This window comes from Enterobacter sp. MGH 38 (assembly GCF_000492855.1).
Lineage (GTDB): Bacteria > Pseudomonadota > Gammaproteobacteria > Enterobacterales > Enterobacteriaceae > Enterobacter > Enterobacter hormaechei_C.
Genome location: NZ_KI535608.1, coordinates 1,402,810 through 1,419,566, shown reverse-complemented (window position 1 = coordinate 1,419,566; position 16,757 = coordinate 1,402,810). Strand labels below are relative to the sequence as shown.

The 16,757-nt window shown below is 56.7% G+C and carries 18 protein-coding genes and 1 pseudogene; 15 read left to right on the top strand and 4 right to left on the bottom strand.

Annotation, left to right across the window (positions count from 1 at the left end):
• Positions 1-36 precede the first annotated feature (36 nt).
• The 13 genes and pseudogenes from L384_RS04695 (at position 37) to L384_RS04760 (ending at position 11,637) form a co-directional block, all read left to right on the top strand.
• Positions 37-435 carry a (R)-mandelonitrile lyase gene (locus tag L384_RS04695; protein WP_023314200.1) on the top strand — a complete coding sequence of 133 codons (399 nt, stop codon included), beginning with the start codon at positions 37-39 and terminating at the stop codon, positions 433-435.
• A 71-nt stretch (positions 436-506) separates the two neighbouring features.
• Positions 507-1,046: a shikimate kinase gene (locus tag L384_RS04700; protein WP_003856993.1), complete on the top strand. Its 540-nt coding sequence runs from the start codon at positions 507-509 to the stop codon at positions 1,044-1,046.
• A 109-nt stretch (positions 1,047-1,155) separates the two neighbouring features.
• Positions 1,156-2,157, top strand: a complete 1,002-nt coding sequence (locus tag L384_RS04705; protein WP_023324692.1) for an MsnO8 family LLM class oxidoreductase — start codon at positions 1,156-1,158, stop codon at positions 2,155-2,157.
• Positions 2,154-3,275: an amidohydrolase gene (locus L384_RS04710; RefSeq protein WP_017382285.1), complete on the top strand. Its 1,122-nt coding sequence runs from the start codon at positions 2,154-2,156 to the stop codon at positions 3,273-3,275. Before L384_RS04705 ends, L384_RS04710 begins: the two co-directional genes overlap by 4 nt.
• 16 nt (positions 3,276-3,291) lie before the next feature.
• Positions 3,292-5,555: pseudogene (locus L384_RS22805) on the top strand (NtaA/DmoA family FMN-dependent monooxygenase).
• A gap of 9 nt (positions 5,556-5,564) precedes the next feature.
• Positions 5,565-6,074, top strand: coding sequence for a GNAT family N-acetyltransferase (locus tag L384_RS04725; RefSeq protein ID WP_023324690.1), 510 nt, complete (start codon positions 5,565-5,567; stop codon positions 6,072-6,074).
• Positions 6,075-6,083: 9 nt separating this feature from the next.
• Positions 6,084-7,010 carry an amino acid ABC transporter permease gene (locus L384_RS04730; protein WP_023324689.1) on the top strand — a complete coding sequence of 309 codons (927 nt, stop codon included), beginning with the start codon at positions 6,084-6,086 and terminating at the stop codon, positions 7,008-7,010.
• Complete coding sequence (locus L384_RS04735; RefSeq protein WP_023324688.1) at positions 6,994-7,767, top strand: amino acid ABC transporter ATP-binding protein; 774 nt, start codon at positions 6,994-6,996, stop codon at positions 7,765-7,767. Before L384_RS04730 ends, L384_RS04735 begins: the two co-directional genes overlap by 17 nt.
• Positions 7,768-7,776: 9 nt before the next feature.
• Positions 7,777-8,664, top strand: coding sequence for a transporter substrate-binding domain-containing protein (locus L384_RS04740; RefSeq protein WP_023324687.1), 888 nt, complete (start codon positions 7,777-7,779; stop codon positions 8,662-8,664).
• Between the two features lie 166 nt (positions 8,665-8,830).
• On the top strand, positions 8,831-9,448 hold the full coding sequence (locus L384_RS04745) for a glutathione S-transferase family protein (protein WP_022651235.1): 618 nt from the start codon (positions 8,831-8,833) through the stop codon (positions 9,446-9,448).
• A gap of 37 nt (positions 9,449-9,485) precedes the next feature.
• Positions 9,486-9,716, top strand: coding sequence for a tautomerase PptA (gene pptA / locus L384_RS04750; protein WP_003857012.1), 231 nt, complete (start codon positions 9,486-9,488; stop codon positions 9,714-9,716).
• Between the two features lie 186 nt (positions 9,717-9,902).
• Positions 9,903-10,904, top strand: a complete 1,002-nt coding sequence (locus L384_RS04755; protein ID WP_023314194.1) for a Kdo(2)-lipid IV(A) acyltransferase — start codon at positions 9,903-9,905, stop codon at positions 10,902-10,904.
• A 91-nt stretch (positions 10,905-10,995) separates the two neighbouring features.
• Complete coding sequence (locus L384_RS04760; protein ID WP_023324686.1) at positions 10,996-11,637, top strand: ECs1377 family protein; 642 nt, start codon at positions 10,996-10,998, stop codon at positions 11,635-11,637.
• On the opposite strand, the gene L384_RS04765 is transcribed toward L384_RS04760, so the two are convergent.
• Positions 11,630-11,929, bottom strand: coding sequence for an ArsR/SmtB family transcription factor (locus L384_RS04765; protein ID WP_000612740.1), 300 nt, complete (start codon positions 11,927-11,929; stop codon positions 11,630-11,632). The genes L384_RS04760 and L384_RS04765 overlap by 8 nt on opposite strands.
• 161 nt (positions 11,930-12,090) lie before the next feature.
• On the opposite strand from L384_RS04765, the gene fusA reads away from it, so the two are divergent.
• Positions 12,091-14,193 carry an elongation factor G gene (gene fusA / locus L384_RS04770; RefSeq protein WP_003857019.1) on the top strand — a complete coding sequence of 701 codons (2,103 nt, stop codon included), beginning with the start codon at positions 12,091-12,093 and terminating at the stop codon, positions 14,191-14,193.
• A gap of 67 nt (positions 14,194-14,260) precedes the next feature.
• On the opposite strand, the gene L384_RS04775 is transcribed toward fusA, so the two are convergent.
• The 3 genes from L384_RS04775 to L384_RS04785 all read right to left on the bottom strand — a co-directional run bounded on the left by L384_RS04775 (position 14,261) and on the right by L384_RS04785 (position 15,734).
• On the bottom strand, positions 14,261-14,686 hold the full coding sequence (locus L384_RS04775; RefSeq protein WP_023324685.1) for a DUF3828 domain-containing protein: 426 nt from the start codon (positions 14,684-14,686) through the stop codon (positions 14,261-14,263).
• Positions 14,686-15,036 carry a CHAP domain-containing protein gene (locus L384_RS22100; protein WP_071789851.1) on the bottom strand — a complete coding sequence of 117 codons (351 nt, stop codon included), beginning with the start codon at positions 15,034-15,036 and terminating at the stop codon, positions 14,686-14,688. The genes L384_RS04775 and L384_RS22100 overlap by 1 nt, the downstream gene beginning before the upstream one ends.
• Before the next feature lie 125 nt (positions 15,037-15,161).
• Positions 15,162-15,734 (bottom strand): flavin reductase family protein, encoded by a 573-nt coding sequence (locus tag L384_RS04785; RefSeq protein ID WP_023324684.1) that lies wholly within the window; start codon positions 15,732-15,734, stop codon positions 15,162-15,164.
• Positions 15,735-15,839: 105 nt separating this feature from the next.
• On the opposite strand from L384_RS04785, the gene nhoA reads away from it, so the two are divergent.
• Complete coding sequence (gene nhoA, locus L384_RS04790) at positions 15,840-16,685, top strand: N-hydroxyarylamine O-acetyltransferase (RefSeq protein WP_003857025.1); 846 nt, start codon at positions 15,840-15,842, stop codon at positions 16,683-16,685.
• Positions 16,686-16,757: the final 72 nt, after the last annotated feature.

Sequence of the window (16,757 nt, the reverse complement as noted above, 5' to 3'; positions counted from 1 at the left end):
GCTACTGTTAACGCAACAGCAAACGTGGAGTAAATCATGAAAATTATCCGTAGCGGTTCGTTACCTTCCGTTCAGGGTCCAGAGGCCTGGTTTACCGGCAGCGTGCGCATTGACGCGCCTTTCCAGGCGACTGAACCGGCAAAAGTCGGTGGCGCGACCGTCACCTTTGAACCCGGCGCACGTACCGCCTGGCATACGCATCCTCTTGGACAAACGCTGATCGTGACGCAGGGGCGCGGCTGGTTACAGGAGTGGGGGAAAGAGGCGGAACCGCTGAATCAGGGGGATATCGCCTGGATCCCACCCGGCGTGAAGCACTGGCACGGCGCAAGCGCGCAGACGGCGATGACCCATATCGCCATCGCAGAAGCGGTCGACGGGAGTCCGGTGGCGTGGCTGGAGAAGGTCACCGACGAGCAGTATCCGAACGAGTAGTCTGGCGTTTCGTAAACAAATTATTAACGTTATGATTCGATCCGTTTTCTTCAGCATTTGCAGGCGGAACGGTGAAAATCAATATCATAGGTACCAGCGGAAGTGGGAAAAGCACGTTTGGCAGGCGAATCGCGGAGGCGCTGGCTATCCCTTACATTGAGATGGACAGGCTTTACTGGCGAGCGAACTGGCAGGGAACACCGGACGATGAGTTTCTTGCAACCCTGGAAAAAGCGCTCGCCGCCTCGCCTGACTGGGTCCTAGACGGGAATTACAACCGCACACGCGACGTTAAGTGGCGCGACGTCGATCTGGTGGTGTGGATAGATCGTGGGTTTATCCGCACGCTCTGGCAAGCGGTGACGCGGGCCTCCAGACGCGCCTGGCACAAACAGGAGCTCTGGCCCGGCACGGGGAACCGCGAAAGCTTTCGTCGGTCGTTCCTTAGCAAGGACTCTATTATCATCTGGACGATCAAAACCTGGCGCAGCAACCGCAAACGCTATCAAGCGGATATGCAAAACCCGCAGTACAAACACATTCGCTTTCTCCGCATTACCCGACGGCAGGATGCCGAAAGACTCATTGCCTCGCTTAAATCACGCCGATGACAGACTCTCTATTGCCGTTTTCCGGCAATCCAAATGTAAATTAATTGTTTCTCAGAGGTGAAATCCGCCTTTAATAATGACGACATGTTAAGTCAAACGAGAACGCAACATGTCATGGCGAATCAGCATTCTGGATAAAAGCCCCGTCGCAGAACACGAAACAGCCGCCGATGCGCTGGCGCGAACCTTAGCACTGGCGCAGCAGGCAGAAACGCTGGGTTATCACCGCTTCTGGATTGCCGAACACCACAATACCCCGCAGCTTGCCAGCCCCTCGCCGGAGCTGCTGATTGCCTGGATCCTCGGGCAAACAAAGCGTATTCGCGTGGGCTCAGGCGGCGTCATGCTGCAACATTACAGCCCCTACAAAGTCGCCGAAAATTTTAACGTACTGGCCGCCATTGCGCCGGGCCGGGTTGATCTGGGCGTTGGCAAAGCGCCCGGCGGTCTGCCGCTCTCTACCCGCGCCTTGCAGTACGGCCTAAATCCGCAGGAAAAAGGCAGCTTTGCGGACCAACTGACGCAGCTTGATCGCTGGATCCGCCCTGAAAATCAGTCAGCGGAGGAGGACGTTCGCGCCACGCCGCTGCCACCGGCGCCTGCCCGGGGATTCCTGCTGGGCGCCAGTACCGAAAGCGCGCTGCTGGCGGCCTCCCTCGACTGGCATTTTGTCTTTGCCGCCCATCTGAATGGTGATCCTGAGCTGCTGCGCGAGGTCGTCACAGCCTGGCGTCAACACAGCGTCCGGGAGGTGATTGTGGCCGTGCAGGTCATTGTTGCCCCAACCCAGGCTGAGGCCGATGCGCTGGCGCAGAAGGTTGAAGTGTGGGGTGTGGAGCTGGCAAACGGACAGCGCGTCACCGTCGCCAGCGAAGAACAGGCCTACGCCTTTGCGCGGCAGGCGGGGAGTGAACCGGTGCGCATTGCGCGTCGGGCGCAGTCTCTGCTGGCCGGAACGGCGGCGTCGGTGCTTGAACAGCTCAATGCGCTGCATCAGCAGTGGGGGATTGACGAATTTATCATCGACACGCCGGTCGCTGATGGCGCAACGCGCGTGCAGTCCCTGCGACTGCTGGCCGAGGCGCGTCTTAACAGGGAGGTTACCGTATGAGCTTTAGCGAACAACTGATTGCCTGGCGCCGTGAGCTGCACCAGAACCCTGAACTCTCCGGTCAGGAGGTCGAAACAACGGCCCGCCTGCGCGAGTGGCTGACGGCAGCCGGGATTGCACCGCTGCCTTACGATCTCCAGACCGGGCTGGTTGCGGAGATCGGCACGGGCAACGCACTGGTTGCGCTGCGCGCCGATATCGACGCGTTACCCATCGACGAGCGCAGCGGGGTGCCGTTTAGCTCCCGGCGTGCCGGGGTGATGCATGCCTGCGGACACGACATTCACACCAGCGTGATCCTCGGCGCCGCGCTAAAGCTGAAAGAGCGGGAAGCCTCGCTCAACGGTCGCGTGCGGATCCTGTTCCAGCCTGCGGAAGAAAATTTCGGCGGAGCGAAAAGCATGGTGCGTGCCGGGGCGTTACGCGACGTACGCGCGATTTTCGGGATGCATAACGAGCCGTCACTGCCGGTCGGCGAGTTTGCCACGCGCGGCGGCCCGTTCTATGCCAACGTCGATCGCTTCGTTATTCACGTGACCGGCAAAGGCGCGCATGCCGCACGTCCCCATGAAGGCAACGACGCCATCGTGCTGGCAAGCCAGCTGGTAACAGCGCTGCAAAGCGTAGCCAGCCGTAACGTCAACACGCTGGATTCGGTTGTTCTGAGTGTGACGCGCATCGCCGGGGGGAATACCTGGAATGTGCTGCCGGAAAGCGTTGAGCTGGAGGGCACGCTGCGCACGCACCGCACGGAAGTGCAGCAGAACGTGAAAGCGCGCGTCGGTGAAATCGCCGCTGGATTTGCCAGCGCCTTTAGCGCGCAGATCAACATCACCTGGTACGCCGGGCCCACCGCGCTGGTGAACGATGAGCACTGGGCCGGGTTTGCCACCTCGGTCGCGCGCGAAGCGGGATATGAAACCCGGCATGCGGAACTGCACATGGGCGGGGAGGATTTCGCGGTCTATCTGCAAAACATACCCGGCGCGTTTGTCAGCATTGGCAGCAACAGTCCGTTTGGGTTACATCACCCGGCATTTAACCCGGACGAAGCATTAATCGAACCCGCTGCCCGCTATTTTGCTCAGCTCGCGGAAAAAGCCCTGCAACACGTTTAATTAATTTGAGGTGAATATGACTGCACATCGTCAATTGCGGCTGGGGACCATTTTGCATGGTGCATCCGGTAATATGTCTGCCTGGCGCCATCCCGCGGCGGTCGCGGATGCCAGCATTAATTTTGATTTCGTTAAAGAAACGGCTTTAAAAGCAGAAGAGGGCAAGCTCGACTTTATATTTGTGGCCGACGGCCTTTATATTAACGAGAAATCCATTCCGCATTTTTTAAACCGCTTTGAGCCGCTGACGGTGTTGTCCGCGCTGGCGAGTATCACCTCGCGCCTGGGACTGGTCGGCACGTTGTCCACCTCCTACAGCGAGCCCTTCACCGTTGCACGCCAGTTCGCCAGCCTCGATCACCTGAGCAACGGACGCGCGGGCTGGAACGTGGTGACCTCACCGCTGGAAGGGTCAGCGAAGAACTTCTCACGTGAAAAACACCCGGAGCATGCGCTGCGCTACCGCATTGCCGATGAGTATCTCGACGTGGTGAAAGGACTGTGGGATTCCTGGGAAGGGGATGCCTTTATCCGCAATAAAGAGAGCGGACAGTTCTTTGATGCGTCGAAACTGCATACTCTGGATCACCACGGTGATTTCTTCCAGGTTTCCGGCCCGCTGAATATTGGCCGCACGCCGCAGGGACGTCCGATTGTCTTTCAGGCTGGCGCGTCCGACGACGGTAAAAAGCTGGCGGCAAAACACGCTGACGCCATCTTTACCCACCATGACACGCGGGAAGAAGCCCAGGCTTTTTACCGCGATGTTAAACAGCAGCTGGAAAGTCACGGCCGTCGCGCAGGGGATTTACATATATTCCAGGGCGTCAGCGTGATTGTTGGAAACGACGCCGATGACGTAGAAAACCAGTATCAAACTACGGCGGCACTGGTCTCCATTAATGATGCGCTGAATTACCTCGGACGATATTTCGAGCATCACGACTTCAGCCAGTATCCCCTCGACGCGCCGTTCCCGGATATTGGCGATTTGGGCAAAAACAGCTTTCGCAGCACCACCGATGAAATCAAGCGTAACGCCCGTGAGCGCAACTTAACTCTGCGTCAGGTCGCGCTGGAAGCCGCATCGCCGCGCCCGCGTTTTTCCGGCACACCGGAGCAGGTGGCCGATGGTTTACAGGCCTGGTTCGAAGAGAAGGCGGCGGATGGCTTCATCATTCAGGGCGGCACGCCGGACACCTTCCCGCGCTTTGTCGACCAGGTGGTGCCTGTTTTACAGGCGCGCGGCCTGTTCCGCACCGACTATCCCGGCACCACGCTGCGCGAAAGTCTGGGCTTAGACGAGCCCAAAAATCAGTTCACACAACAATAAAAGAGAAAAACGCTATGCAGAAATCATCGCTTATTCTGGCGCTTGCGCTGGCCTTTACCCCTGCCGTCTGGGCAGAGAACGTCAATATTAACGGCACCGGCGTGAGCATTGAGGCCAATAAAACGCCGATCAATACCGCCAAAAACAGCGATGCGATCGCGCAACTGCCGAAAGACTATCGCTTTGCCGTGCCGGGGAAATTTACCGTGGCGGTGGCGGGACTGAATCAACCGCCGCTGACGGTCTTTTCCGACGACAACAAAACTCTGCTGGGAAGTGAGGTCGACATTGCGCGTCTGGTATCGGACAGCCTCGGACTGGAGCTGAACGTGGTGCCCACCTCCTGGGAGGACTGGCCGCTGGGGGTTGCCTCCGGGAAATACGACGCGGCTATTAGCAACATCACCGTCACTAAAGCGCGCAAAGAGAAGTTCGACTTCGCCACCTACCGCAAGGATTCACTTGGCTTCTACGTGAAATCCACCAGTCCGATCAACTCGCTTGTGAAGGCAGAGGATATCGCCGGGCTGCGCATCATCGTAGGTTCCGGCACCAACCAGGAGGCCATCCTGCTGGCATGGAACGAAGAGAACCTCAAAAAAGGGCTTAAACCCTTTACGCCGATATACACCAAAGACGACGCGGCCCAAACGCTGGCGCTTCAGTCCGGACGCGCGGACGCCTACTTTGGCCCGAACGTGATCGGTGCCTGGAAAGCGGCGCTTAACGGTAAAACCAAACTGGTCGGCAGCGTCGACGGCGGCTGGCCGAAGGCGGCGCATATCGCGGTGACGCTGAAAAAAGGCAGCGGCCTGGTCGAACCGGTTCAAACCGCGCTGAACGGCGCGATCAAGAACGGAGATTACGACAAGGTGCTGAACCGCTGGGGGGAAGGCGTGGAGCGTATCCCCAGTTCCGAAGTTAACCCGGCGGGTCTGGGCGATTAAGGAGGCGCTATGCGCGAACAATTTCGTGACGTTTCGCCGGAAGATGCCGATCTTCAGCCCATTATCGAGGGGCTTTTTGGTGAATACGCCGCTCGTTACGGCGACTACTTTTCAAAGGATGCGGAAGTCGAGCTGACAGAGTGGTACCTGGCGCCGCAGGGGCTGTTTATCGTTCTGGAGCGCGATGGCGAGATCATCGCCACCGGGGCGTATAAGCCCTTCGACGAACATACCGCAGAGATCAAACGTATCTGGACGAATAAAACGCTGCGCCAGCAGGGGCTGGCCGCGCGCGTGATACAGGAGCTGGAGCGCCGGGCGGTGCTGGCGGGCTACAGCCACATCTACCTGACCACGGGGTTTCGTCAGCCGGAGGCGGTGCGGCTCTATCTCAGCCAGGGGTATCAGCCGCAGTTCGATCTCAACCGCGACCCGGAAGAGTACAGCCAGCCGCCGTTCGACGGTCGGCTGCGTTTCACCAAGACGCTGATCCGCGAAGCGCTCAGCAAAACCGCATAAGGAGCGACGATGAGCAACGTTGAAACCATAAAAGTGGTCCCGGCACGTTATCCGCTGCGCGCTGCTGGCGCCGTGGTGGCGCTGTTTGTGCTGGCGGTCGTGATCCAGTCCGTGGCCTTTAATCCGCGCTGGGAGTGGGCGGTATTTGCCCGCTGGTTCTTCGACCCGGTGATCCTCGAAGGCGTCGGCCAGACGCTGCTGCTGACGTTGATAAGCACTGTACTGAGCGTGGTGATTGGCGGCATGCTGGCGCTGGCGCGGCTCTCGTCATCATGGCTGTTGAGCAGCCTGGCGTGGGGTTACATCTGGCTGTTCCGATCGCTGCCGCTGATCGTGGTGCTGATTATCCTCTATAACTTCTCCTATCTCTACGACACGCTCTCTCTCGGCGTGCCTTTTACCGACATTACCTGGGGCAGCTTTGAAACCATCAACGTTCTCGGGCAGTTTTCTACCGCCATCGTGGGGCTGACGCTGGTGCAGAGCGCCTATACTGCGGAGATCATTCGCGGGGGCTTCCTTGGGGTCGACCACGGTCAGTATGAGGCGGCCGCTGCGCTAGGTCTGCCGGCGTGGCGTCGCACCGTGCGCATAATTCTCCCGCAGGCACTGCGCACCATCCTGCCGTCCGGGTTTAACGAAATTATCAGCCTCGCCAAAGGGACGGCGATGGTGTACGTGCTGGCGATGCCGGAACTGTTCTACACGATCCAGATGATCTACAACCGCACCCAGGAGGTGATCCCGCTGTTGATGGTGGGGGCCGTCTGGTATCTGGTGATCACCACCGTACTGTCTGCCATCCAGCATGTTATTGAGCGTGGACTCGCCCGCAGCGAGCGCCGCTCCGCCGTAAACCAGAACCGGGCGGCGAGTCGCTCGCGTTCGGTCACCACTTCGCCAGCACAGGAGCCTGTTCATGCAAGCCTCTCCTGAAGGTCACATTTCCATTACCGGCGTCAGTAAGTTTTTTGGCCGACATAAAGCGCTCGATAACGTCACGCTTGAGATCCCGCCGGGCTCCGTGACGGTGATCCTCGGCCCCTCTGGATCGGGAAAATCGACGCTGCTGCGCGCCATTAACCATCTGGAGCGCGTAGACGAAGGCTTTATTCAGATTGACGGGGATTACATCGGCTATCGCCGTCAGGGTGACAAACTCTACGAACTCAAAGAGAAAGAGATCCTCAAACAGCGCGTCAACGTTGGGTACGTGTTTCAGAACTTCAATCTTTTTCCGCATCTCACGGTGCTGGAAAACCTGATTGAAGCACCCATCGCGCATAAAAAGTTCAGTAAAAAAGAGGCTGTTGAAAACGCCTACAGCCTGCTGGATGTGGTAGGACTGCGCGATAAAGCCGATGCCTGGTCGCGTCACCTCTCCGGCGGCCAGCAGCAGCGTATCGCCATTGCCCGCGCGCTGGCGCTGCGCCCGCGCGTGATGCTGTTTGATGAACCAACCTCGGCGCTGGATCCGGAACTGGTTGGCGAAGTGCTGGACGTGATTAAAAAACTCGCCCGTTCCGGCACTACGCTGGTGGTGGTCACCCATGAGATCGGCTTTGCCCGGGAAGTGGCGGACCAGGTGGTATTTATGGTCGACGGTAAAATTGTGGAGCAGGGCAGCAGCGATGACGTTTTAAACCGACCGTCTCATCCGCGAACGCGCCAGTTCCTCTCAAAAGTGCTGTAAGGAGCGCAGATGAAATATGGACTCCTGGCGGGGCTGGTCTTCACGACGGCGAGCCACGCCAGCATTGATTTAAAAGCCAACGAACAGCCGCTGCCGGTGACGGTTGATCAACAGGCAGTGGCGAAAATCCCGGCGAACTATAAATTTGTTGAGCCGGGTACCCTCACGGTGGCGATTTCAGCCCTGAATTCTCCGCCGCTTGCGCTGCTGGCCAGTGATAACCGCACCCGTATTGGCAGCGACCCGGATATCGCCCGGTTGCTGGCGGGCAGTCTGGGGCTGAAGCTGAAGCTGGTGCCAACGGCGTGGGAAGACTGGCCGCTGGGGATCACTTCCGGGCGCTATGACGTGGCGTTGGTGAATATCGCCGTCACCGAGCAACGTAAGGAGAAGTTCGATTTTGCGACCTATCGCGTCGATTCCCTGGCCTTCTCGGTGAAATCCACCAGCAACGTACAGTCGATCACCAGTGCGAAAGATCTGGCCGGGAAAAAGGTGATTGTCGGGTCTGGCACCAATCAGGAGCGTATTCTGCTGGGCTGGAACGAAGAGAATAAAAAGGCCGGGCGCGAGCCTGCGTTGCCGGTTTACCTGACCGACGACGCCTCAGGCAATCTTTATATTCAGTCCGGCAGGGCGGATGTGTTCTTTGGACCGCAGTCCGTTTCGGCCTATAAAGCCGCGTTAACCGACAAAACCCGCGTCGTGGGTTTAGGCCCGAAGAAAGCCTATGTCGCCACCACAACCAAAAAAGATAATGGGCTGGTGTATGCGTTGCAGGCTGCGCTGGACGGTGCGATTAAGCGCGGGGAGTATCAAAAGGTGCTGGCGCGCTGGGGGGAAGCGGGCGAAGCGGTGACGTCTTCAGACGTTAATCCGCCCGGGATAACCTACTAATGGTGCTCTATACCCTAAATAATTCGAGTTACAGGAAGGCGGCAAGGGAACGAATCCCCGGGAGCGTACATAAGTACGTGACTGGGGTGAGTGAATGCAGCCAACGCACCTGCAACTTGAAGTATGACGGGTATACACTTAGGGTTTTCATCCCTGAGGGGGCAACATGATCAAACTCTATGGCGTACCTGGCTGGGGATCGGCAATCAGTGAAGTGATGCTGACTCTGGCAGACATCCCGTATCAGTTCGTCAACGTGGACGGGTTTGACCAGCCCGGCCCGCAGCGCGAATTGCTGTTGAAACTGAACCCGCTGTGCCAGGTGCCGACGCTGGAGCTGGAAAACGGGGCGATCGTGACGGAAACCGCGGCGATCGCCCTGATGGTGCTCGACAGACGTCCCGACCTCGCGCCGCCCGTTGGGCAGGCCGAGCGCCAGCAGTTTCAGCGCCTGCTCATCTGGTTTGTGGCGAACGTCTATCCCACCTTTACGTATGCAGATTACCCGGAACGCTGGGTTCCTGATGCCCCGGAACAGTTGAAGAAAAACTGCATTGAGTACCGAAAATCGCTTTATCTGTGGTTCGACAGCCAGCTCAGCGCCTCGCCGTTTGCGTTTGGCAAACAGCTGACGCTGCTTGACGTCTATATTGCCGTTGCGCGTACCTGGGGTCCACGCCATGAGTGGTTTGCCACCAACACGCCTAATTTTACCGCCGTCGCGGATGCCGTCTGCGCGCTGCCGGAACTGCACAAGGTGCTAAAAGCTAACGATATAATCTGATAACGTGGAACGCTCACCTATAAAAGGAGCCCTGCCCATGCCACACGTTGATATCAAATGTTTTCCACGCGATCTGACTGACGAACAAAAAACGGCCCTGGCGGCGGATATCGCCGAAGCGATCGCCCGCCACTTGAACAGCAAAGATCGCTCAATCTCCGTGGCGCTTCAGGAGGTTCAGGAAGCTGACTGGAAGGCGCAGGTCTGGGATACCGAGATCGGCCCGAAACTGGATGAACTGATTAAGAAGCCCGGCTATTCGATGTAACTTGCCTGCCGGGTGGTGCAATATCACCCGGCGATCCCCACTTTTATTCCCTTTCGCAAAAATCGATAATAAAAACCATAACGATTCCGCTACAATTCATCCTTCCGAACAATATTCGTTAAATCAGCAGGTAAGCACTGCAACTGCACCAGATTAAGTACAAATTAGTAAAAGGATAATTTTTCCATGACAAAATTACCTCAGTTTTCACTCGCCTTTATTCATCCTCGTTACTGGCTCAGCTGGGCAGGCATTGCCGCGCTCTGGTGCACGGTTCAGCTTCCGTACCCGCTGCTGTTGAAAACAGGTCACAGGCTTGGGCGTCTGGCTATGCGCCTGCTTCCACGCCGCGTGGAGATCGCCAGACGAAATCTTGAGCTTTGCTTTCCTGATATGAAAGAGGACGAGCGCGAGCGTTTACTTGAGCGTAATTTTGAATCGGTTGGAATGGGCGTCATCGAAACCGGGATAGCGTGGTTCTGGCCTAACTGGCGCGTGCGGAAACACTTCAGCGTGACCGGCTACGAACATATGGAACAGGCGCGGGCGCAAGGTAGGGGCGTGGTGCTCATTGGCATGCATTTTCTCACCCTGGAATTAGGCGCACGCATCTTTGGCATGCTCAACGCGGGTATTGGTGTGTATCGTCCCAACAATAATGCGTTGCTCGACTGGCTGCAAACGCGCGGTCGTCTGCGTTCCAATAAAACCATGCTTGACCGCTATGACCTGAAGGGCATGATCCGCGCACTGAAGCAAAACGAGATCCTGTGGTATGCCCCGGACCACGACTATGGCAAAACGAATAGCGTGTTTGTGCCGTTTTTTGCCGTCCCGGACGCCGCGACAACTGCCGGGAGCTACATGCTGGTGAAAAGTGCCAGACCGGCCGTGATCCCGTTTGTACCGCGCCGAAAAGCAGATGGCACAGGGTATGAGCTGCTTATTCTGGAAGATATCAGCGATACCTTGCAGGGAGGCGATAAAGCGTCGGTGGCCACGCAAATGAACAGAGCGATTGAGCGCGCCGTGATGATGGCGCCTGAGCAATATATGTGGCTGCATCGCCGGTTCAAAACCCGCCCTGAAGGCCAGCCGGACCGGTATAAACGCAAAAAACAGGTCGCGTCTACTGCAAGAACCTTATCTGCCAGCGATATTTCGGACCGGTCGAGTATCCAGCAGTAGTCGGTCAGGGCGGATGCCGGTGCGCTCCGCCCTTTATAAATCCTGCCGCGCTGGATAGAATTACCGCATCCACATTGACGGGATGCCCCACATGACCGGAAGAGTCGATTATCATCTTGAAAAATACCTCCTTACCGAAGCCGGCGAGCCCGAACGTTTGACGCGCCAGTGGGCCGAGGTGATGCGCGAGTGTCATGACCAGAAATCCGGGGCAGAAGAGCGGCTGCGTCTCGCGCTGCTGAACGTGGATTATGTGACCAGCTTTGAGCTTCCCTTCCGGTTACTTCTTACCCGTGCACCGCAGCTGATTGATGGCATCAGAAATGAGTTCCAGCTCAGTCAAAAAAATGTCCTGTTCAACGGCAAGCGGTTTGGCTGCGTTTACAGCCTTAAACAGGATTTGAAGGGCATTCCAGATGAATTTACCTACCACCTGAAGACCCGTATTCAGCGGATCGATGCCTCCGGCGGTTCGGAAGTGCCTTACCGGCAAATCGCTCAGCAGGTGAAAGCCCCCCGCGAGCGCCTCCAGCTGGCGCTGGAACAGGGGCTTGCGGTCACCGCGCTTGACGGGCTTTTCTGGTTTGGCCTCCAGCGCATAGCCGCCGACGTGCAGCGGTTAAGGAAGACGGGGATGAGAATAGTGACGTCCGATACGGAGGTGTTCGACACCCTTACCGGAACAACACGGCGCATTCCGGTTTATCGTCTTGAGGACGCTGCCGCTACTTAGCCTGGAGCAGGATCGCCAGCAGTCCCGGAAAGCGGGCGTCCAGATCCTCTCTTCTCAGTGAAATCATATTCTCGCGCCCCTGCGGGCGCTGCCAGATCACGCCGCTGTCGCGCAGCACGCGCCAGTGGTGAGTCATAGTGGATTTCACCACCTCTTCCGGGCGCAGCGCGTTACAGCTCAGTTCGCTGCCGTCGGCCAGCCTGCGAATAATCGCTAATCGCAGCGGGTTGCCGAGGGCGAACAGCACATTTTCCAACACTATTTGTTCAGGTTCCGGGTGGTTTGGGATCATCGTTTTCCTGCGTCTCGCGTGAGATTGAGCTATATCAACAATAGGTCAACCGTTAAAAAATAGTTCGATAATACTCGTACAATGGGACTATTATAACAAACGAACGAATACGCGACCATCCCGGTCGTCACAAACCAGTCTTGAAGACTTAAGGAAATATCATGCCCCGACCCATTCCACTCGAACGTTATCGCAACATCGGTATCTCCGCGCATATCGATGCCGGCAAAACAACCACCACTGAGCGCATCCTGTTTTACACCGGGATGAGCCACAAGCTGGGTGAAGTACACGATGGCGCGGCAACCACCGACTGGATGGCGCAGGAGCAGGAGCGCGGGATCACCATTACGTCGGCGGCGGTAAGCTGTTTCTGGCCTGGTATGGACAGAGGCTTTGAACCGCACCGCATCAATATTATCGACACCCCCGGGCACGTGGATTTCACCATTGAGGTGGAACGTTCCATGCGTGTGCTCGACGGCGCGGTAATGGTCTATGACTCCGTCGGTGGCGTGCAGCCGCAGTCGGAAACCGTCTGGCGTCAGGCGAATAAATATCATGTTCCGCGTCTGGCATTCGTCAACAAAATGGACCGCCCGGGCGCAGATTTCTTCCGCGTGGTGCGGATGATGCAGGAGCGGCTGAAAGCCAATCCTGTCCCGATTGTGATCCCCGTGGGGGCAGAAGAACACTTCACCGGCGTGGTGGATCTCATCAAGATGCGCACCATTCTGTGGGACGATGCGACGCAGGGCATGGCATTTAGCTACGCGCCGGTGCCTGACGATCTGCTGAGTACCGCCCAGACGTGGCGAGAAAAAATGGTCTCGTCTGCGGCAGAAGCCAGCGATGAGCTTATGGATAAGTATCTTGAGACGGGCGAACTGGATGAAGCGGAAATCATCAAAGGACTGCGGATCCGGACTATCTCCGGTGAAATACAGCCCATGCTGTGCGGCAGCGCTTTCAAGAACAAGGGCGTGCAGCGCATGCTCGACGCGGTGATTGAATTGATGCCGTCTCCACTGGACGTGCCCGCTATTGATGGGGTAGACGAAGACGGACAGCACGCCGAGCGCCACCCAAGCGATGATGAACCGTTCTCGGCGCTGGCCTTCAAGCTGATGAGCGATCCGTACGTCGGCCAGCTGACCTTCATCCGCGTCTATTCCGGCATACTGCGTAAAGGCGACGCGGTGTACAATCCGGTGAAGGGCAAGAAAGAGCGTATCGGGCGCATCGTGCTGATGCATGCCAACGATCGCCATGAGGTGGACGAGCTGCGCGCAGGGGATATCGCAGCCTGTGTCGGGCTGAAAGACGTCACCACCGGTGACACGCTGACCGACCCGAATGCGGTGATCACCCTTGAACGGATGGAGTTCCCGGATCCGGTTATTTCGTTGGCGATTGAGCCGAAAACCAAGGCCGATCAGGAGAAAATGGGGATCGCCCTACAGCGCCTGGCGGCGGAAGATCCGTCGTTCCGCCTGCACACGGACGAAGAGTCCGGTCAGACGATTATCTCCGGGATGGGCGAGCTGCATCTGGAGATCATCGTCGACCGCATGAAGCGCGAGTTTGGCGTTGAGGCGAACATTGGTCGTCCGCAGGTCACCTACCGTGAAACCCTGCGTAAAGCGGTGAAGGATATTGAAGGTAAATTTGTCCGACAGTCCGGCGGGAAAGGGCAGTACGGTCATGTGGTCCTGAGCCTTGAGCCGTTAGCAGCCGGGAGTGGTTTTGTGTTTGAAGATGCCACCAAAGGCGGGGTGGTGCCGCGGGAGTACATCCCGTCGGTGGAAAAAGGGTTGCGAGAAGCCATGAATACGGGTGTGCTGGCGGGCTATCCGGTGGTGGATGTGAAAGCGACCCTGACGTTTGGTTCTTACCATGACGTTGACTCCTCGGAGATGGCCTTCCGCATGGCGGCGATCCTCGGCTTCAAAGAGGGCGCACGGCGGGCGGACCCGGTTATTCTTGAGCCGGTCATGCACGTTGAGGTGGAAACGCCGGAAGAGTATGCCGGGAACATTATGGGCGATCTCTCCTCCCGTCGCGGCCTGGTGCAGGGGATGGCAGAGCAGTACGGCAGCCAGATTATTCGCGCTGACGTCCCGCTGGCTGAGATGTTTGGTTATGCCACCACGCTGCGCTCGATGTCCCAGGGGCGCGCGACGTATACGATGGAATTCCATCATTTTGCGGAAGCTCCGCGGAATGTGGCGGATGAGATTATTGCGAAGCGTGTGAAGAGTTAATTAATTGCACATGGTAGTCATTTGGCTACCATGTGTCTTTATTATCGCGACAGGGAGTTTATGCCTGTTACTTAATTAGCGTCGCCGATCGCACTTTCCATTTTCCTTGCTCTTCAACGAGACAATCTGCAATAACATGATCTTGCTTCTTACCAAATGCGACATAGACGTTTGTGCATACGGCGTCAAAATCAGAATGTAAGACGGTTATCTGATTCCAGTCATCATCCCAGTCCTGCGCTTTGATAAACATATCCGCATCGGGCATATCTTTATCGTTACTGTCGCCAGAGTACATTTCTTTAATTGCTGCAATGGTCCCTGAGGCTACGTACTCGTTCATAATGTCTGGATTGAGTACGGGTGGTTTGTTCTGATCTAACTGCGCTATATACCATTGATTGAATTTAAGTGCCGCCTGACCCGGTGCATAAATATTTTCTGCGGCCGCGAGCGGAGACAGGGCGAAAATTAAAAAGTAGAGTGGTTTCATTAATCATGCCTGAACAGTTCGTAATGAGGTTGTATGTTGCGGTAAGCCTGCCCAGGATACATGGTGCGTTGCACAAAATCGCTGATCCACTGTTGACCATCGTATATACAAACGTGACCGCTATCATGACCAACTATATTTTGGATAACTGCGACGTCACCAGCATGGGGTTGATCATATACCAGGTGAAAGCCTGCATTGACTAATGTGCGCCCCATATCTTTTGCCAGACGCGTGTTGGGGAGTTTTAATCGACCACCCGCTCTGATCGAACGAGCACAATTACCCGTGCTGCTGGGCTGCGCGTGTGATTTCGCATATGATATTGCGCCATCTTTGTTCCATGACATGGATATTTCCTTTACGAAAGATTGTTTATACAACAGCTTCTGAAATATCCTCCGTTTAACATCGTCATGATAAACATAAAATGCCATAGAAATTTTATATAATTCATATGGGTATAATTAAAAAATCATTCCAGCGCCTTCACCATTTTCCCGCTCGCGACAAACGTACCCGCTCCCAGATGATGCAGCGTATTCAGCTTATCCCCGTCAAACTGCCAGCGTCCGGCGACAAATGCGCGTTCATCCGCCGCGGCGGAAACCACTTCGCCAAACAGAGTGTCATATTTCTCTGCCGCAGAGGTGACAGGTAATAACCGGCACTCCATCCAAGCCAGACATTTCTCTTCTATAACCGGCAGGTCAAGCTCAGGGCCATAAATAACCGGGATCCCGTAGCAGTTAAATTTATCCTCGTCGCGCCCGCTGACGCTGCCGACCGCCCAGGTCCAGTTGGCTGCCGCCACGCCGGGGGTCACAATGCCGAATTTCCCGCTGCGTTCGATCAACTCCCGTGACCACGCGCTTTTGTCTACCACAATCGCGATACACGGGGATTCAAATTCCACCGGCATAGACCATGCGGCGGCCATGACATTGCGACGATCGATGGTCTCATCCCGGCTGGTGATGAGCACGGTTGGACCGTGATTCAGAAGGCGGCTGGCGTGACGTAATTCAACAGGGCGAAAGTGGCTCATAGGATCTCCTCGTGTACACGATGAGTATGACGAAAAAGCACTTTTACGCATATGCAAAAGGGAAAATAGTTTATAAACAGGGGATATCACCTCCTGGAGCAAATCATGTCCCCATTTCTGAGTGCTTATTTTGCCCGCACGGGCTGGCAGCAGCCCGTACAGGTTAATATCGATACCCTGCGGGGGCTGCATTTACACCATAACTGCGCGATCCCCTTCGAAAATATCGACGTCGTTTTGCCGCGGGAAATCCATCTGGACGACGGGTGTCTGGTGGATAAACTGGTCACCGCACGTCGAGGGGGGTATTGCTTCGAGCAAAACGGCTTGTTTGAGCGGGTATTGCGCGAAGTCGGGTTTACGGTGCGCAGCGTGCTGGGGCGGGTTGTGCTGGCCAATCCGTCGCAGATGCCGCCGCGTACGCACCGGTTGCTACTGGTTGAGCTGAACGGCGAGCGCTGGATCGCCGATGTGGGATTTGGCGGACAAACGCTGACGGCGCCGATTCGTTTGATCGCCAACGAGGAACAGGAAACCCCGCACGGGCGTTATCGTTTGCTGAGCGAGGGTAACGACTGGATACTGCAATTCCGCCATCACGACCACTGGCAGTCGATGTATCATTTTGACCTGGCGACCCAGTACTTCAACGATTACGTGATGGGAAACTTCTGGTCGGCGCACTGGCCGCAGTCCCATTTCCGTCATCACCTGCTGATGTGTCGCCACCTGCCGGACGGGGGCAAGCTAACGCTGACCAACTTTAATTTTACCCACTGGCAGAACGGTCATGTGGAAGAGCAGATCCATTTGCCGGATGCGGAGGCGCTGTATCAGCTGATGCAGGCGCGGTTTGGCCTGGGCGTTGATGACCCGAAGCACGGCTTTACCCTGGCAGAGCTGACGGCCGTGATGGCGGGGTTTGATACGCATCCGCAGGCGGGGAAATAGCCCGGTGGCGGCTACGCCTTACCGGGCCTACGGGAGTGTGAACGTAGGTGGAATAAGGCGTAGCCGCCACCC

Bases quoted from the DNA above. Each gene is read 5' to 3' on its own strand.
- L384_RS04695 (WP_023314200.1), top strand. From the start codon at position 37: ATGAAAATTATCCGTAGCGGTTCGTTACCTTCCGTTCAGGGTCCAGAG.
- L384_RS04705 (WP_023324692.1), top strand. From the start codon at position 1,156: ATGTCATGGCGAATCAGCATTCTGGATAAAAGCCCCGTCGCAGAACAC.
- L384_RS04710 (WP_017382285.1), top strand. From the start codon at position 2,154: ATGAGCTTTAGCGAACAACTGATTGCCTGGCGCCGTGAGCTGCACCAG.
- L384_RS04725 (WP_023324690.1), top strand. From the start codon at position 5,565: ATGCGCGAACAATTTCGTGACGTTTCGCCGGAAGATGCCGATCTTCAG.
- L384_RS04730 (WP_023324689.1), top strand. From the start codon at position 6,084: ATGAGCAACGTTGAAACCATAAAAGTGGTCCCGGCACGTTATCCGCTG.
- L384_RS04735 (WP_023324688.1), top strand. From the start codon at position 6,994: ATGCAAGCCTCTCCTGAAGGTCACATTTCCATTACCGGCGTCAGTAAG.
- L384_RS04740 (WP_023324687.1), top strand. From the start codon at position 7,777: ATGAAATATGGACTCCTGGCGGGGCTGGTCTTCACGACGGCGAGCCAC.
- L384_RS04745 (WP_022651235.1), top strand. From the start codon at position 8,831: ATGATCAAACTCTATGGCGTACCTGGCTGGGGATCGGCAATCAGTGAA.
- pptA (WP_003857012.1), top strand. From the start codon at position 9,486: ATGCCACACGTTGATATCAAATGTTTTCCACGCGATCTGACTGACGAA.
- L384_RS04755 (WP_023314194.1), top strand. From the start codon at position 9,903: ATGACAAAATTACCTCAGTTTTCACTCGCCTTTATTCATCCTCGTTAC.
- L384_RS04760 (WP_023324686.1), top strand. From the start codon at position 10,996: ATGACCGGAAGAGTCGATTATCATCTTGAAAAATACCTCCTTACCGAA.
- L384_RS04765 (WP_000612740.1), bottom strand. From the start codon at position 11,929: ATGATCCCAAACCACCCGGAACCTGAACAAATAGTGTTGGAAAATGTG.
- fusA (WP_003857019.1), top strand. From the start codon at position 12,091: ATGCCCCGACCCATTCCACTCGAACGTTATCGCAACATCGGTATCTCC.
- L384_RS04775 (WP_023324685.1), bottom strand. From the start codon at position 14,686: ATGAAACCACTCTACTTTTTAATTTTCGCCCTGTCTCCGCTCGCGGCC.
- L384_RS22100 (WP_071789851.1), bottom strand. From the start codon at position 15,036: ATGTCATGGAACAAAGATGGCGCAATATCATATGCGAAATCACACGCG.
- L384_RS04785 (WP_023324684.1), bottom strand. From the start codon at position 15,734: ATGAGCCACTTTCGCCCTGTTGAATTACGTCACGCCAGCCGCCTTCTG.
- nhoA (WP_003857025.1), top strand. From the start codon at position 15,840: ATGTCCCCATTTCTGAGTGCTTATTTTGCCCGCACGGGCTGGCAGCAG.